This window comes from Streptomyces sp. N50 (assembly GCF_033335955.1).
Taxonomy (GTDB): domain Bacteria; phylum Actinomycetota; class Actinomycetes; order Streptomycetales; family Streptomycetaceae; genus Streptomyces.
Window position 1 is genome coordinate 1335281 of record NZ_CP137549.1, and the last position, 14359, is coordinate 1349639.

The 14359-nt window shown below is 69.0% G+C and carries 16 protein-coding genes; 3 read left to right on the forward strand and 13 right to left on the reverse strand.

Going from position 1 to position 14359, the window contains the following annotated elements:
• Positions 1-293 precede the first annotated feature (293 nt).
• From cbiE to R2B38_RS05610, 7 genes are all read right to left on the reverse strand, one after another.
• Positions 294-1517 carry a precorrin-6y C5,15-methyltransferase (decarboxylating) subunit CbiE gene (gene cbiE / locus R2B38_RS05580; protein ID WP_318015223.1) on the reverse strand — a complete coding sequence of 408 codons (1224 nt, stop codon included), beginning with the start codon at positions 1515-1517 and terminating at the stop codon, positions 294-296.
• Between the two features lie 115 nt (positions 1518-1632).
• Positions 1633-2271: a GNAT family N-acetyltransferase gene (locus R2B38_RS05585; RefSeq protein ID WP_318015224.1), complete on the reverse strand. Its 639-nt coding sequence runs from the start codon at positions 2269-2271 to the stop codon at positions 1633-1635.
• 144 nt (positions 2272-2415) lie between these two features.
• Positions 2416-3243 (reverse strand): MetQ/NlpA family ABC transporter substrate-binding protein, encoded by an 828-nt coding sequence (locus R2B38_RS05590; protein WP_318015225.1) that lies wholly within the window; start codon positions 3241-3243, stop codon positions 2416-2418.
• A 32-nt stretch (positions 3244-3275) separates the two neighbouring features.
• Entirely contained in the window at positions 3276-4112 is an 837-nt protein-coding gene (locus tag R2B38_RS05595; RefSeq protein ID WP_318015226.1) for a MetQ/NlpA family ABC transporter substrate-binding protein, read from the reverse strand.
• 89 nt (positions 4113-4201) lie between these two features.
• Complete coding sequence (locus tag R2B38_RS05600) at positions 4202-4906, reverse strand: methionine ABC transporter permease (RefSeq protein WP_262058620.1); 705 nt, start codon at positions 4904-4906, stop codon at positions 4202-4204.
• Positions 4903-5937 carry a methionine ABC transporter ATP-binding protein gene (locus tag R2B38_RS05605; protein WP_318015227.1) on the reverse strand — a complete coding sequence of 345 codons (1035 nt, stop codon included), beginning with the start codon at positions 5935-5937 and terminating at the stop codon, positions 4903-4905. The genes R2B38_RS05600 and R2B38_RS05605 overlap by 4 nt, the downstream gene beginning before the upstream one ends.
• Positions 5938-6262: 325 nt before the next feature.
• Positions 6263-6913 (reverse strand): HAD family hydrolase, encoded by a 651-nt coding sequence (locus R2B38_RS05610; RefSeq protein WP_318015228.1) that lies wholly within the window; start codon positions 6911-6913, stop codon positions 6263-6265.
• 50 nt (positions 6914-6963) lie between these two features.
• Here R2B38_RS05610 and R2B38_RS05615 point away from each other — a divergent pair, with 50 nt between their 5' ends.
• Positions 6964-7323: a hypothetical protein gene (locus R2B38_RS05615; RefSeq protein WP_033282216.1), complete on the forward strand. Its 360-nt coding sequence runs from the start codon at positions 6964-6966 to the stop codon at positions 7321-7323.
• Between the two features lies 1 nt (position 7324).
• Entirely contained in the window at positions 7325-7774 is a 450-nt protein-coding gene (locus tag R2B38_RS05620) for a hypothetical protein (RefSeq protein ID WP_318015229.1), read from the forward strand.
• Here the strand turns inward: R2B38_RS05620 and R2B38_RS05625 are convergent.
• From R2B38_RS05625 to R2B38_RS05635, 3 genes are all read right to left on the reverse strand, one after another.
• On the reverse strand, positions 7764-8261 hold the full coding sequence (locus R2B38_RS05625) for a GNAT family N-acetyltransferase (RefSeq protein ID WP_033282214.1): 498 nt from the start codon (positions 8259-8261) through the stop codon (positions 7764-7766). The genes R2B38_RS05620 and R2B38_RS05625 overlap by 11 nt on opposite strands.
• A gap of 46 nt (positions 8262-8307) precedes the next feature.
• Positions 8308-8814, reverse strand: a complete 507-nt coding sequence (locus R2B38_RS05630; protein WP_318015230.1) for a sigma-70 family RNA polymerase sigma factor — start codon at positions 8812-8814, stop codon at positions 8308-8310.
• A gap of 73 nt (positions 8815-8887) precedes the next feature.
• Entirely contained in the window at positions 8888-10069 is a 1182-nt protein-coding gene (locus R2B38_RS05635) for a glycerophosphodiester phosphodiesterase (RefSeq protein ID WP_318015231.1), read from the reverse strand.
• Positions 10070-10389: 320 nt separating this feature from the next.
• On the opposite strand from R2B38_RS05635, the gene R2B38_RS05640 reads away from it, so the two are divergent.
• On the forward strand, positions 10390-11061 hold the full coding sequence (locus R2B38_RS05640; protein ID WP_318021589.1) for a lysophospholipid acyltransferase family protein: 672 nt from the start codon (positions 10390-10392) through the stop codon (positions 11059-11061).
• Between the two features lie 73 nt (positions 11062-11134).
• Here the strand turns inward: R2B38_RS05640 and R2B38_RS05645 are convergent, their stop codons facing one another.
• The 3 genes from R2B38_RS05645 to R2B38_RS05655 form a co-directional block, all read right to left on the reverse strand.
• Positions 11135-12658 (reverse strand): MFS transporter, encoded by a 1524-nt coding sequence (locus R2B38_RS05645; protein ID WP_318015232.1) that lies wholly within the window; start codon positions 12656-12658, stop codon positions 11135-11137.
• The gene (locus tag R2B38_RS05650) at positions 12655-13233 is read right to left on the reverse strand and encodes a helix-turn-helix domain-containing protein (RefSeq protein WP_318015233.1); all 579 of its coding nucleotides are present in this window, start codon (positions 13231-13233) and stop codon (positions 12655-12657) included. Before R2B38_RS05650 ends, R2B38_RS05645 begins: the two co-directional genes overlap by 4 nt.
• A 105-nt stretch (positions 13234-13338) precedes the next feature.
• A complete protein-coding gene (locus R2B38_RS05655; RefSeq protein ID WP_318015234.1) occupies positions 13339-14310 on the reverse strand; it encodes an aldo/keto reductase in 972 nt (323 codons plus the stop codon).
• Between the last annotated feature and the right edge of the window lie 49 nt (positions 14311-14359).

Sequence of the window (14359 nt, forward strand, 5' to 3'; positions counted from 1 at the left end):
TCCAGCGGCACGAACGACCCGACGTCAAAAGGCGACAAAGCCATTTAGACGACAAAGCCATTGACTGGCATTGTCGCGGCCGTTCGGCCGTCGCGACAGGTTGACCCGCGACGGCCCGCTGTGGACTGCGCCACGTTGCGCGTCCTCCGGTTCCGCCGTACCACACTCACCCCAAAACGGGCGGGTTTTCCGGACATTGACGAACGAAGTGCCGGGTCACCCGATGCGGTACAACAGTCCGCCAGCCTACCGCGCGCAGTACGACAACAGGATCACGGGGACGGTACGAGGGGTCAGGAAACGCGCTCCGGAAGGAGGCCGCTGAGCAGGAACGCGACGCTCCGTTCCGTCTCCGTCCAGGCCCTGGTGTCGAGTTCGACGGACTGGAGGAGGGCGCACTCCACGTGGTAGCCGTGCTCCGTGAGGTCGCGGCCGACGAGTTCGGCCTCGTCGCGGGTGGAGGCGTGCGCCACGATGCGCTGCGGGCGCCGGTCGGCGACCGCGGAGACGACGGCCACTCCCCCGCCGCCGACCCGTACCACGTCAGGTTCGGGGAGGTTCTCCAGGATGTGCGGGGCGTCGCCCTGGACGATCTGGAGGTGGACGCCGAAGCTGCGTGCGGCGGAGTCGGTGCGGGTGCAGGCCTGGGTGTCGCGGTCGACGGCGATGACGGCGGCTCCGGCGCGGGCCGCCTCGATGGCGAAGGCGCCGCTGCCGCAGCCGATGTCCCACACGAGGTCTCCGACGCGCGGGCCGAGGCGGGCGAGCTGGGCGGCACGGAGCAAGTCCGTTTCCCCTTCGCCCAGTTGTCCGCCGTAGGCCTCGGCGGGGAGGGTCCAGCCGCGGGCGACGGCGGACGGGTCGCGGCCGGCGATCCAGCCCTCGGCGGTGGTGCCCGTGACGGTCGGGCCGACCGGGCCGCCCATGACGATGACGACGTTGGGGTCGCGCCAGGTGCGGTCGGCGGCCTTGTCCGAAGTGAGGACGGTGACCTGCTCGTGCTCGGTGCCCAGTTCCTCGCAGATGACGAAGGTGCGGTGGACGCCCTCCATGAGGAGGCCGAGTTCGGCGGGTCCTGCGCCCGGTGAGGTGAGGACGGCGACTTTTGTGTGAGCCCGGCACACGTTCACCGCGCGTCGCAGGGTGCGCCTGTGTGCGACGACCACCTGTGCGTCGTCCCAGGGCATCCCGGCCCGGGCGAAGGCGGCGGCCACGGAGGACACCGCGGGGACGACCTCGACCTCCAGGCCGAACTCCGGGTCGCGCAGGGTCCGTACGACTCCGAAGAAGCCGGGGTCGCCGTCGGCGAACACGACGGCCGTGCCGCGGTGGCCCGCGATGCGGCGGGCGGCGAGGGCGACGCTGCCGAGGCGGATGCGCTCGGCGCGCTCCGACACCTCGGGGAGCGCGAGATGGTGGGGTGCGCCGGCCACCAGGGTGGCGGCGGCGAGGGCGGAGCGTGCCGCGGCGGTCAGCGGAGAGCCGTCCCAGCCGATCACCGTGACGCGGTCGGCCATCGTCGTCAGTCTCCAGGGGTGGTTCGCGGGTCGTCGGGGAAAGCGGCCCGTACGCGGGCACCGTGAGGGTACCTGGTGCGGCTGGGCGGTGCTCCCGTGGTCGTACCCGCCGGATTCAGTTCCAGTCGGCGAGTGACGTGAAACCGTCGACGTCTTCGAGCTGTTCGGCCGTGCCCTCCAGGTCCTCCGGCAGGAGGCTCCACACGATGAAGTCGGTGCGGACGTCGCTCCAGGTGCCGTCGTCGCCATGGACATGCGCTATGCACGCGCCCCGCAGGACGCCCTCGCTGATGCAGCCGATCTTCTGGGCGACCTGCTGGGAGGCCGTGTTGTCGGCGGCGGTGCGCAGCTCGATGCGCTCCAACTTCTGGTCCCCGAACAGCCATTGGGCGGTGGCGAGCGCCGCCTCGGAGGCATAGCCCTCGCCGCGGGCCCAGGGCGCGACGATGTAGGACAGCTCGGTGGACCGGACATGCCAGTTGGTCTTGCTCAACTGGACGATGCCGACCAGCCGTTGGGTGAGGAACTCGGTGACGGCGAGGTCGAGGCCGCGGCCCGAAGCGCGTTCGGTGGGCGCGTACTCGGTGATCCAACGGCGGGCCTGAGCCTCGGTGTAGGGCTGGGGGACGTCGGTCCAGGACCCGACCTGTTCGTCGTTCATCATCTCCGTCAGCGCGGGGATGTCGTCCTCGTCGAGGGGCCGGAGCACCAACCGCTCCGTGTTGATGGAGATGTTGGGGAAGGTGCTCGTCATGCGCCGCTCCGTAACCTTCGGAAAATGTTCAGGGCCTACCTGAACTGCCCAGCATGCAGCATGAAAGCGGGGAACCGCACCACGGGGTCCACTCATGGTGAGGGCGTGGACCCCGTGCGTGGTGATACGCCGTATACGCCCCCGTCAGCCGGAAGTGACCGGCAGGACAGAGCCCTTGTACTTCTCCGCTATGAACTTCTTCACGTCGGAGGAGACGAGAAGCTGCGCGAGCTTCTCGACGCGGGGGTCGTCCTCGTTGCCGCGTTTGACGGCCAGGAGGTTGGCGTAGGGGTTGTCCTTCGCCGACTCCAGGAGGATCGCGTCCTTGGCGGGGCTGAGGCCCGCGTCCTGGGCGTAGTTGTTGTTGATGACGGCCACGTCCAAGTCGTCCAGCGAGCGCGGCAGTTGGGCCGGGTCCAGCTCCTTGAACTTCAGGTGCTTCGGGTTGGCCGCGACGTCAGCGGGGGACGCGTCCGTGCCCGCCCCCGCCTTGAGGGTGATCAGCCCCTTGGCGGCGAGGAGTTTGAGGGCGCGTCCCTCGTTCGTGGTCTCGTTCGGCACGGCGACGGTGGCTCCGTCGGCGAGCTTCCCGATGTCCTCGACCTTCTTGGAGTACACGCCCATTGGCGGCAGATACGCCTTGACGACCGAGACCAGGTCGGTGCCCTTGGACTTGTTGAACTCGTCCAGGAAGGGCTGGTTCTGGTAGAGGTTCGCGTCCAGCGAGCCCTCCTGGAGCGCGGTGTTCGGCAGGACGTAGTCCGTGAACTCCCGTATCTCCAGCTTCAGTCCGGCCTTCTCGGCCAGGTTGTCCTTGATGTACGTCAGGACCTCGCCGGCCGGCACGGCGGTGGCGCCGACGACGAGAGTGCCGTCCTTGCCACCGCTGTTGCCGGAGCCCGAACCGCAGGCCGTGAGGCCGAAGAAGGTCACGGCCAGTCCGGCCGCCGTGACGGCGATGCTCTTGCGCATGGTGATTCCCCCGGCTCTGTTCAGAAGGACGGTCAGAACGACGGGATGACGGAACCGGCGTACTTGTCCTCGATGAACTTCTTCACCTCGGGCGAAGTCAGCAGCTTCGCGAGCTTCTTGACGCGCGGGTCCTTCTCGTTGCCCTTCTTCACGGCGAGGAAGTTGCCGTACGGGTTGTTCTTCGCCGACTCCAGGATGAGGGCGTCCTTGGCGGGCTTCAGGCCCGAGGAGATGGCGTAGTTGCCGTTGATGACGGCCGCGTCGACGTCGTCCAGGGAGCGCGGGGTCTGGGCCGCCTCCAGCTCCTTGAACTTGAGCTTCTTCGGGTTCTTGGTGATGTCCGCGGGGGTCGCCTCGTTGCCCACACCGGACTTGAGGGTGATCAGGCCGTTGGCCGCGAGCAGCTTGAGGGCTCGGGCCTCGTTCACGCTGTCGTTCGGGACGGCGACGGTCGCGCCGCTCTTGAGGGCGTCGGCGCTCTTGACCTTGTGGGAGTAGAGGCCGAGCGGCTCCAGGTGGACCGTGACGACGGGCACGATGTGGGTGCCGTTCTTCTTGTTGAAGTCGTCCAGGTACGGCTGGTTCTGGAAGTAGTTGGCGCCCACCGAGCCGTCCTCCGTCGCCGTGTTCGGCGTGACGTAGTCGGTGAACTCCTTGACCTCCAGGTCGAGTCCGGCCTTCTTCGCCAGGTTCTTCTTGACGAAGTCCAGGATCTCGGCGTGCGGGGTCGGGCTCGCGGCGACGACCAGCGGTCCGCTGTAGTCGGAGGAGGACGAGGAGGAGCCGTTGCCCGAGCCGCAGGCGGAGAGCGCGAAGGTGAGGGCTCCGGCGGCGAGGACGGCGGTGGTGAGCTTTGCGGTGTTACGCACGAAAAGTGCCTTTCCTGAAGGGTGTCGCGTATTACAACCCCGCGGTGGGTGGTGCGGGGAGTCTTGGAGGGGGAGATCCCGGGGTGCGCTTACGCGGCTTTCAGCAGCCGGAGTCTCGGCGCGGGTCCCGACCGTCCGCCGCGCCGGTGGACGGAGCGGGCCGCGTAGTCGCCGGCGAACTGGATGAGGGAGATGACGACCGCGAGGATCGCCACGGTGATCCACATCAGCTGGGTCTCGAAGCGCTGGTAGCCGTAGCGGATGGCGATGTCGCCGAGGCCGCCCGCGCCGACCGTGCCCGCCATCGCCGAATAGCCGATGAGCGCGACGATCGTGGTCGTGGTGCTGGAGATCAGCGAGGGCAGGGACTCCGGTACGAGGACCTTGCGCACGATTGTCCAGGTGTTGCCGCCCATCGACTGCACGGCCTCGACGAGCCCGCCGTCCACTTCGCGGACAGCCGTCTCAACAAGGCGCGCGAAGAAGGGAATCGCCCCGATCGCGAGCGGCACGATCGCCGCCTCGCGGCCGATGGTCGTCCCGGTGATGGTCCGGGTGAAGTTCATCAGCGCGACCATGAGGATGATGAACGGCAGCGAGCGGGCGACGTTCACGATCTGCCCGATGACCTTGTTGGCGGCGACGTTCTGGAGCAGTCCGCCGCGGTCGGTCAGGACGAGCAGGATGCCGAGCGGGAGTCCGCCGACGACCGCGATGACCGTGGACCAGCCGACCATGTAGAGGGTGTCCCAACACGCCTGGGACAGCAGAGGCTGCATCTCCGACCAGGTCACTTGGCACCTTCCTTCAGCAGTACAGGCTCCTGGCCCAACACGTCGATCTGCAGGCCCTGTTCGCGCAGGAAACCGATCGGCACCACGTTGTCCTCGTAGCGGCCGGGCAGTTCGATGCGCATGCGGCCGACCTGGAGTCCGCCGACGGTGTCGATGGCGGCGCCGAGGATCGAGATGTCGATGTTGTAGGTGCGCGAGAGCTGGGAGATGACGGGCTGGGTGGCGGCCTCACCGTGGAAGGTGACGTCGACGACCGTGCTGTCCGCGCCGTGCGCCTCGCCGGTGACGGGGAAGAGCGCGGAGGCCAGCTCGGAGCCGGGGGTCGCGAGCAGTTCGCTCACCGTCCCGGACTCGACGATGCGGCCGTTCTCCATGAGCGCGGCCGAGTCGCACACGTTCTTGACGACGTCCATCTCATGGGTGATGAGCAGGACGGTCAGGCCCAGCTGCCGGTTCAGGTCGCGCAGCAGCTGGAGGATCGAGCGGGTGGTCTCCGGGTCGAGCGCGCTGGTGGCCTCGTCGGAGAGCAGCACCTTGGGGTCGCCGGCCAGCGCGCGGGCGATGCCGACGCGCTGCTTCTGACCGCCGGAGAGCTGCGCCGGGTAGGCCTTGGCCTTGTCGGCGAGCCCGACGAGGTCGAGGAGTTCGAGGGCCTTGGCGGACCGGTCCTTCCCCGACTTGCCGAGGATCTCCAGCGGCAGCTCGATGTTGTCCTGCACGGTCCGCGAGGAGAGCAGGTTGAAGTGCTGGAAGACCATGCCGATACGGCTGCGCGCCTGCCGGAGTTCCCGTCCGGCGCGCGGTCCGCGCCCGGCGAGGGCGGTGAGGTCCTGCCCGGCGACGGTGACCGTGCCGGCGGTGGGCCTCTCCAGGAGGTTGACGCAGCGGATGAGCGAGGACTTGCCGGCGCCGGACTGGCCGATGACGCCGTAGACCTCGCCTTCGCGGACGTGGAGATCGACGCCGTCGAGGGCGGTGACCTCACGGCCGCGTGAGCGGTAGACCTTGGTCAGGCCCGATGTGGTGATCACTGGGGTTCCATGACTGTCGGGTACGCGGGCGTGGGTGTGCCCGGGGTACGAGGGGGGAAATGTGCGCGGGGCGGCGTCAGTCACGTACGAGATGCGACGCACGGACATGCACATGCCACGGCGGCTCGCTTCGGGGCGCGAGGCTCGGGGGTGGTGCGGGGGCCCTCTAGAAGGCGCACATTCGACACATACAACGAGCACCGGGCGTCAGGGTCGCCTCGGTCGCAAGGGTGCGGTAGCTCGTCGTGGTCATGGAATCAGTAAAGCAGACGTACGGTCCTGACAAAGGGCCGCTGTCCGCATCCCGGACAGCGGCGGACGTCCGTCAGCCGCGTACGGAGATCTCCACTCCCCCGTCGCTGACCAGCGCGGACAGGGCTGACAGGTCACTCACAACAAGGTCGGCGTCGAGCTCGTGGGCCTCGTGCGTTGTGGCCAATGCCACGGTGATCATTCCGGCCGCGCGGCCCGCCTGGAGTCCCGCCGGGGCGTCCTCGAAGACGACACAGCGGGCCGGGTCGACGCCCAGCTGGCGGGCTGCGAGCAGGTAGGGCTCGGGGTCGGGCTTGCCGCGCGTGACGTCCTCGGCGACCACGAGGGTCTTGGGGAGGATGCCGGCGTGCGCGAGCCTGGCCTCGGCGAGGCGGCGGGTGGCGGAGGTGACGACGGCCCAGCGGTCGGCGGGCAGCGAGTCGAGGAAGTCCCGGGTGCCGGGCAGCAGGGTCGCGCCGCCGTTGGGCACGTCCTCGACCTCCAGCGCCTCGATCCGCGCGACCGCGGCCGGGACGACATCGGCGGGCAGCAGGTCGGCGGCTATCGCCACGGCGGTCCGCCCGTGCAGCTCGGTCCGCGCGAAGTCCTCGGCCGTGATCCCGAACTCCTGTGCCCACCGGGTCCAGCACCGGCGTACGGATTCGAGGGAGGAGACGAGCGTGCCGTCGTTGTCGAACAGGAGGGCCTCAGCGTGGATCTTCATGTTCCCGACCCTACGGTCACCTGCCGTTTGGCCCGTAATAGGGTCACTCCATGCTTGATGCCCTGACGCTGGCGACCGGTGTCGCCGCGCTGCTGCTCGCCGCCTGGTGCGGGTGGGCGGCCTACCGTGATCAGCCGACCAAGGACTGGCACTTCATCGGCATGGCCGTCGTCACCCTGCTGGCCACGGTCCAACTGGTCGTCGGCATCGTGCAGTTGGCGCGCGGTGAGAAGGCGGAGCAGGGCACCGTGATCTTCGTGGCGTATCTGCTGGGCGCGTTCGCGTCCGTCCCGGCGGCGGGCTTCATGTCCCTGACGGAGCGCACCCGCTGGGGTTCGATCACGGCCGCGGCCGGCGGTGTGGTCCTCGCCGTCCTCGAAGTGCGGCTCTACGACATCTGGGGAAGCTGAGATGACCACCGTGGAAGAGAACACCGTGGAAGAGAAGCCGAAGCGGCTCATCAGCGGGCCCGGCATGCTGCTCGTCTGGTTCTACGGCGTGATGGTCGTCGGCGCGGTCTCCCGCTCCGTCTACCAGATCGCCACCGAGTTCGACCGGGCCCCGCTCGCCTACTCCCTGTCGGCCGTGGCGGGCGTGGTGTACGGATTCATCACGTACTCCCTGATCCGCGGCGGCGAGACGGCCCGCAGGGCGGCACAGGTCTGCTGCGCCGCCGAACTCGCGGGTGTCCTCGTCGTCGGAACGCTGACCGTCATCGACAGCTCGGCGTTCCCGGACGCGACGGTCTGGTCGTACTACGGCGCGGGGTACGTCTTCATCCCCGTGCTGCTGCCGCTGTCCGCGCTGTACTGGCTGCGGAAGAACCGCACGGCCGACAGCACCGACACCGTCACGCCGTAGCGACGTACGCCTCGACCGGCTTCTCCAGGACGATCATCGGTACGCCGTCGTCGCCCTGGGAGGTGCCTACGGTCTCGTAGCCGACGCGGCGGTACAGGCGGAGGTTGCCCTCGCTGCGGTGGCCGGTGTGGAGGCGGAACTTCTTGGCGCCGCGCTCCCCGGCGAGGGCCGACTCCGCCGCGCGGAGGAGGCGGGCGCCGATGCCGTGGCCCTGGAGGCGCGGGTGGACGCAGAGTTTGCCGATGGCGGCCGCGCCGTCCTCGGTCACCGTGCCGCGGACCGATCCGACCACCTCCTCGCCCAGCCGGGCGACGAAGACGCAGTCGGAGCCGACCTCGCTCCGGACCGAGTCGAGGCTCTGGACGAGCGGGTCGATGCGGTAGTTGCCGTACAGCGCCGCCTCGCTCTGGAAGCACAGGTACTGCAGCCTGAAGATCTGCTCTGAGTCCTGCTCGGTCGCCACCGAGATGGTCACGCTCATGCCCATGTGCGCACGCCTCCCGCTCACCTGATCGCCACTTGATTCCTCACTCCTATCCCCGCGCTTCGTGGGCCGCAACCTCCGGCGTCAGCAATCGCCGAAGACATCCCAGACATCTGGAACGTTCCGGGCCGAGACTGCCCTGTGAGATACCCAACTCCCCCGCGATCTCGCGGTAGGTGAGGTCCTTGGGCGACAGCAGCGCCTCCATCAGCCGCGGGCAGCGGCCGGGCAGTCGGCTCACCGCGTCGTGCAGCGCGCGATGCCTCGCGGCCGTGATCGCGGCCTGCTCGGGACCGCGGTCGCTGTCGTCGACGGGCTCGTCGCCGTACGACTGCTCGATGCGGGCGGTACGGCGGGTGCGGCGGGCCTCCGAGCGGACCGCGCGGCGGAGCCAGCGCTGGGGGTCGACCGGGGGGCCGGAGGCGTCGAGGAGCTCCAGGAGGCGGAGCCAGACGGCCTGTTCGAGGTCGCCGGGCTCGGTTCCGGAGGCATATGCCTCGGCCGATGCCTCGGCGGCGAGCAAGGGGCGCAAGGTGGCGACAAGTTGGTGCGTCATATGCGGCACGACGCGGCCGCCCCGGCACGAGGTTGCCGGGGCGGCCGTCTGTCACTCCAACGGGGCGCGGGGCTCAGCCGTTGACGAAGTCCGCGCGGGCCAGCAGACCGGTGTCGGCGTTGTCGGTGAAGACGCCGTCGATGCCGGTGGCGAAGTACCGCTTGAAGGCGCCGAACGCGTCGCCGTAGGCGTCCGCGGCCGTGCCCTTGCGGTACTCCAGCGGCAGGAAGGGGTTCTCGTTGCGCATGGTGTAGGGGTGCAGGATCAGGCCCGCCTTGTGCGCGTCGGCGACCAGGGTGGTCTCCTTGTTCAGGCTGCCGTCGGCGTTCTTCGTGATGATCAGGTCGAGCGTCGGGCCGAGGCCGTCCGCGTACTTCGCGATCTCGGCGAGGCCCTTGGGCGTGACCAGGTCGTCGACCGTGCGCGGGTCGCCCTGGTCGATGAAGTCGAAGGGCTGGGTGCCCGTGCCGGACAGCAGCACGACCAGCGGGTTGCCGACGAGCTTGTTGATCTTCGCGATGCTGGTCGGCTCGAAGGACTGGATCAGAACCGGCGAGTTCTTACGGTCCTTGCCGTGCTTGCGCAGGATCGTCGAGAGCAGCTTCTCCATCTCGAACCCGCGCTTGCGGAAGTAGGTGGGGTGCTTCATCTCGGGGTAGATCCAGACCTGCTTGCCGCGCTTACGGGTCTGCTCGTCCTGCCACTTGAGCACCTCTTCGAAGGTGGGGATCTCCCAGCGGCCGTTGTAGAGCGTGTTGTGCGGGCGGTTGGCCGGAATGCGCTCGATCGCGCGCAGGGTCTTCAGCTCGGCGAGCGTGAAGTCCTCGGTGAACCAGCCGGTCGTGGAGACGCCGTCCAGCAGCTTGGTGGTCTTGCGGCTCGCGAACTCGGGGTGGTCCGCGACGTTCGTCGTGCCGCCGATCTCCGGCTCGTGCCGGCAGACCAGGTGACCGTCCTTGGTGGGGACCAGGTCACCGGCCTCGACGATGTCGGCGCCCATGTCGAGGGCCAGGTTGTACGAGCCGAAGGTGTGCTCCGGGCGGTAGCCGCTGGTGCCGCGGTGACCGACGATCGTCGGCTTGGGCAGGTCCTTGAGGCCGCCGCCATGACGGGCCGACGTGGCCTCAGCCGCTCTCGCGGTACCCGCCGGTCCGAGTGCGGCCACTCCCGCGCCGAGTACGGCGGCGCCGAGCAGCGCCCGCCGTCCGGTGCCGTTCGCTCGCTCGTTCGGCCCCTGCGTTCCCTGCGTGTCCATGAAACCTCCTGGCGTCGCCCCGTCGCTGCGCGCCGATCGTAGGTGCGCGTAGATGACGGGCGGGAGACCTCGGCCGGAACACGGCGGTGACGCTGGATGTCGTACCGGTCGGCAGGTTTGACACTCCGTCACCGAGGAACGCGAGATGCGTCACAACATGGCGGCCCGGTTACGGGACGGCTCTCGCGCGACACCGCAGGTAAACGTGCGTCAACACTGCGTAAGACCTCGGTGAACCCGATGTGCAATACCCCCGGGGCCGCGAGTATCGTCCTCACCTGCACAGATTTATATCGAACCCCTTGACACCGGAGGGCCCGTTGTCCCGCTTCGCGCTCATCAAGGCAGTGCTCGGACCGATCATGCGCCTGATGTTCCGCCCCCGGGTGGAGGGAATCGAGCACATCCCGGGAGACGGTCCGGTGATCCTGGCCGGCAACCACCTCACCTTCATCGACTCGATGATCCTTCCGCTGGTCTGCGACCGGCAGGTGCTGTTCATCGGCAAGGACGAGTACGTCACCGGTGAGGGGTTCAAGGGGCGGCTCATGGCCTGGTTCTTCACGGGCGTCGGCATGATCCCGGTGGACCGCGACGGCGCGAACGGCGGGGTCGCGGCCCTGATGACCGGCCGGCGGATCCTGGAGGAGGGCAAGGTCTTCGGGATCTACCCCGAGGGGACGCGGTCGCCCGACGGGCGTCTGTACCGGGGGCGGACCGGGATTGCTCGGCTCACGATGATGACGGGTGCGCCGGTCGTGCCGTTCGCGATGATCGGTACGGACAAGTTGCAGCCGGGTGGGGCGGGGTTTCCTCGGCCGGGGAAGGTGACTGTCCGGTTCGGTGAGGCGATGGAGTTCTCTCGGTATGAGGGGATGGACCGGGACCGGTATGTGTTGCGGGCTGTGACCGACTCTGTGATGACTGAGGTCATGCGGTTGTCGGGGCAGGAGTACGTCGACATGTATGCGACCAAGGCGAAAGCCGCTTAAGGGTTCGTTGTCGGGTGCGGGTGCGTGGGGGCTGGTCGCGCAGTTCCCCGCGCCCCCCCCTAAAAGCATCCCCTCAGGCGGCGTTTTCCAGGTTCTGCCCCTTGAGCATGAACCATGCTGCAACTGCCGTTGCCAGCAAGACCATTGCGCCTACCGCCGATGCCACGCTGAGGCCGCTGACGAAGGCTTCTCTCGCCGAGGTCAGCATTTCCTGGGCCGCTTGGGTCGGCATGCTGCCCGCCGCTTCCACCGCTCCGCCCAATGACTCGTGTGCCCCGCTCGGTGTGCCCGCCGGAGCCGCGAAGCCCCGGTACACGCCTGTCACGATCGAACCGAGTACGGCGATACCGAGGGCCGCGCCCAACTCGTAGGCCGTTTCGGACACCGCTGATGCCGCGCCCGCCTGTTCCTTCGGGACGGAGGACAGGATGACGTCCGCCGTCACCGTGAAGGAGAAGCCGGCGCCTACGCCGACCACCAGGAGGGCGGCGCCCAGGAGCGGGTAGCCGGTCGACTGATCGAGGGTTGTCAGTACGGCCAGGGCCAGGCCCACGGCTGCCAGGCCGCCGGCGACCACCGCGCGGACCGAGTAGCGCCGGGCCACCCTTCCCGCGATCAGGCCGGCCGCCACCGCGCCTACGGCGGCGGGGATTTCGGCCAGGCCCGCCTCGAACGGGCCCCTGCCCTGGACCAGTTGAAGGTACTGGGAGAGAAAGAAGACCAGGCCGGACAGGCCGAGGATGGTCAGGAGGTCGGCCAGGACGGCCGCGCTGAAGCCTCGGTTGCGGAACAGGCGCATGTCCAACAGGGGGGCCGGGAGCGTGAGTTGGCGGCGTACGAACCAGTACAGGGCCGCCGCGCCGAGCATGCCTACCGCGAGTGAGGGCAGCTCGAAGCCGTGGGTCGCGGCCTCCTTCACCGCGTAGACCACTCCGATCACGCCGATCAGGGACAGGACCACGCTGATCAGGTCCCACGGGCCCGGGTTGGGGTTCTTGGACTCGGGGAGGGTTTTGATGCCCACCAGGACCAGGACCGCCATCACGGGCAGGTTGATGAGGAAGACCGAGCCCCACCAGAAGTGTTCGAGGAGGAAGCCGCCCGCCACCGGGCCGACTGCCGTACCGGCGGAGGCCGTTGCGCCCCAGATGCCTACGGCGAGGCTGCGTTCGCGCGGGTCGTGGAAGAGGTTGCGGATCAGGGCGAGGGTGGCGGGCATCAGGGTCGCGCCCGCGACGCCGAGCAGCGCCCGGGCCAGGATCATCAACTCCGGTGTCGTGGCGTAGGCGTTGAGGATCGATATCGCGCCGAACGCCGCGGCTCCGATCAGCAGGATCTTCTTGCGGCCGATGCGGTCGCCGAGGCTGCCCATCGACACGAGCAGGCCCGCGATGACGAAGGAGTAGACGTCGCCGATCCAGAGGAGTTGGGTGCCGGAGGGCTTCAAGTCCTCGCTGATGTACGGGGTCGCGAGGCCGAGGACGGTCGCGTCCACGGCCACCAGCAGCACGGCGAGCACGAGGACGGAGAGCGCGAGCCAGCGGCCCGGGCGCTTCTCCGTCTCAGTCGCGATCGCCGGCCGCAGGGTGCTGGTCATGATTCCTCTCTCTGTGGTGCGTCTTGCGTTTCGTCTCGTCGCAGTGCGCCGCCGAGCAGCAGCTCGGCGATCATGCGGGTGAAGTCCTTGGGGGCGCCCTTGCCGCTCTGCACCATCCAGGCACCGGAGGCCAGCAGGCCGAACAGCGCCTCGGTGAGCCAGGCGGGCGTCAGGTCGATGCGGAACTCGCCGTGCTGCTGGCCGCGCCGGAACACGGCGGTGATGCGGTCGTCGATCCGGGCCCAGCCCGCGTGCTGTTCCTCGCCCTCGAACAGCTGGTTCTCGGTGTAGAGGAAGGCGAGCAGACCGGCGGCCGGTTCGACCTCGCGGACGAGCCGCCGTACGGCGTCCTCCGCGTGGCCCTCGTCCAGCCGGGCCGCCTCCAGCGCGGCCTCGCACTCCGCGATGCCCAGCGCCTCCAGCGCCCGTACGAGCGCGTCGCGGCCCGCGAACTGGCGGTGCAGCGTGGCCCGGCTGATCCCGGCCGTCTTGGCGACCTCGTCCATGGTCGCGGTGGATTTACGGGTCAGCAGGGCCGCGGCGGCGCGGAGTACGTGGTCACGGTCGAGAGCCATGAGACAACCATAACCCACATGAGACACTCATGTCTCATCGCGGGCATGGCTGTCTCATGGGTGCGGCTGTCTCACGGGGAGGGTAGGGCGGTCGCCCGGAACCGCTCAGTGCCAGGGCAGCTGTCCGCGCTTCTCCCAGTACGCGTGCGGGTCCTCGGCCAGCGCGCCGAGGCGGGCCAGCTGGTCCTCGTCGAGGTCCACGACCGCCGCGTGCAGGTTGGAGGCCAGTTGCCCTGCCGTCGCCGCGCCCGAGAGGGCCACGCCCGCCCACGGCTCACGCAGGATCAGGGCCAGGGCGATCGCGTCCGTGCCGAGTGAGGTCTCTTCGGCCACGGCCTTCAGGGCGTCCGGCGCGTACGGTTCCGCGAGCCTGCCGTTGGCCATGCCCTCCTTGACGATCACCGCGAGGCCGGCGTCATGCGCCTCTGCCAGGACCGGGCCCGCCGAGGTCTCCAGGGCGTTGTACGTCGACTGGACCGTACGGAAGAGGGGTTCGCCGTCGACCGTCACGGCGAGGGCGGCTCGGATGGCGTCCGCCTGGGCGGGGCCACTGGTGGAGAAGCCGATGGTCACGCCCGTCGCCGCCAACTCGGCCAGTTTCGCGTGGAGTTCCTTGTCGGTGAGGGCCGGGCTGTCCGGGGTCACCGAGTGGATCTGGTAGAGGTCGAGGCGGTCGCCGAGGAGGTTCGCGGTCTCGGCGCGCTGGCGGTCGTAGGTCTGGACGCTGTGGTCCTTGACCTCGTGCGTCTCGGCGTCCGCCGACCAGTCCGCGGTGTAGGTGTAGCCCCACTTGCTGCCGACCACGATGTCGTCCCGGTCGGGGTGGGATTTCAGCCAGTCGGCCAGGAACTCCTCGGAGCGGCCGTAGGAGCGGGCGGCGTCGAAGTAGCGGACGCCTTGTGCGTAGGCGGCGTCCAGGAGTTCGTGGGTTCGGGTGCGGAGGGCTTCTACGGTGCGGGTCTCTCCGAGGTCTTTTTCTCGGCCCAGGTTGATGTAGCCGGGGCGGCCTACTGCGGCGAGGCCCAGTCCGATGTGGCTGGTGGGGGTTGTTGCTGTGGCCAGTCGGGCGAAGGGCATCGCGGGCTCCGGTCGGTCGGCTGTGGTGCGGCTGCGACCAACGTAACCC